This is a genomic window from Micromonospora sp. C51, from assembly GCF_018070435.1.
Lineage (GTDB): Bacteria > Actinomycetota > Actinomycetes > Mycobacteriales > Micromonosporaceae > Micromonospora > Micromonospora sediminimaris.
Genome location: NZ_JAGPXQ010000089.1, coordinates 1 through 1,442, shown reverse-complemented (window position 1 = coordinate 1,442; position 1,442 = coordinate 1). Strand labels below are relative to the sequence as shown.

The window sequence follows — 1,442 nt, the reverse complement described above, 5'->3', positions numbered from 1 at the left end:
CCTTAGGGTTGAAGTGTCTGGGGTTGGAGCCCTGGATGCCCAGGACGGCGAGGTGTGGCTGATGACGGGTTGCCCTGCGATGGCTCGGGAGGAATGGCCGCCTCGCTGTTCTGGACGCCCCGGCCGCTGATTGAGATCTGTGCGAGTCGTCGCTGTCTAAGGACCTGCCGGCGGGGTCGTCCACGGGGTTGACCTGTGCGGAGGGGAGGTCGGGCCGGGTGACGGCTCGGGAAGTGGTCTGGATCGGTGTCGACGCGGGTAAGGAGGCGCACCACGCTGCGGCAATCGATGCTGAGGGGCGGCTGTTGTGGTCGAGGCGGATCGCCAACGATCAGGCCGCGATCGAGGCGCTGATGACCCGCGCCGGGCAGGCCGGCGTCGAGGTGCGGTGGGCGGTGGACCTGACCTGCGCGGCGGCGACGCTGCTGCTGGCGCTGCTGGTCACGGCTGGTCAACGGGTCGTCTACGTCCCTGGGCGAACGGTGAACCGGATGGCCGTCGCGTTCGCCGGTGAAGGGAAGACCGACGCCAAGGACGCCCGGATCATTGCCGACACTGCCCGGCTGCGCCGCGACCTGACTGAGCTGTCCACGCCGAACGAGTTGGTGGTGGAGTTGTCGTTGCTGGTCGCCCACCGCGCCGACCTGATGGCCGATTGGGTGCGCGGGGTCAACCGGCTGCGCGAGCTGCTCACCGCGATCTTTCCCGCGCTGGAGCGGGCCTTCGACTACTCCACGCGCAGCGCGTTGATCCTGGTGGCCGGCTACCAGACCCCACACGCCATCCGTGACGCCGGCCCGGACGGGCTGGCCGCGTACCTCACCGAAGCCGGCGCCTGGCGCAAGGGGATCCCGGCCATGGTGGACAAGGCCCTGGCTGCCGCAGCCGCGCAGACCGTGCGGTTGCCCGCCGAGGCCACCACCGCCGCGCTGGTCGCCCGGCTGGCCCGCCGGCTGCTGGACCTGGACCGGGAAATCAAGGAGACCGACAAGCTGCTCACCAAAAGATTCCGTACGCACCCTCAAGCGAAAATCATCGAGAGCATGCCCGGCATGGGTCCGATCCTCGGCGCGGAGTTCCTCGTAGCCACCGGCGGCGACCTGGCCGCATTCGGCACCCCAGCCCGACTGGCCGCCTACGCCGGGCTCGCACCGGTACCCCGCGACTCCGGCCGCCGCACCGGCAATCTGCACCGACCCAAGCGCTACCACCGCGGCCTGCGCCGGGTCTTCTACATGGCCGCCCTGTCCAGCCTGCGCGCCGGCGGCGCCTCCCAAGCGTTCTACCGCCGCAAACGCGACGAACGACTGCGCCACACCCAGGCCCTCATCGCCCTGGCCCGCAGACTCGTCGACGTGCTCTGGGCACTGCTGCGCGACAACCGCGAATTCCACGACTCACCCCCGCTCACCGCGAGGGCTTGACACGATCATTGAGATTCC

At 69.8% G+C, this 1,442-nt stretch carries 1 protein-coding gene; it reads left to right on the top strand.

Annotation, left to right across the window (positions count from 1 at the left end; genetic code table 11):
* Positions 1 to 218: 218 nt before the first annotated feature.
* The gene (locus KBX50_RS32475; RefSeq protein WP_210941658.1) at positions 219 to 1,424 is read left to right on the top strand and encodes an IS110 family transposase; all 1,206 of its coding nucleotides are present in this window, start codon (positions 219 to 221) and stop codon (positions 1,422 to 1,424) included.
* Positions 1,425 to 1,442: the final 18 nt, after the last annotated feature.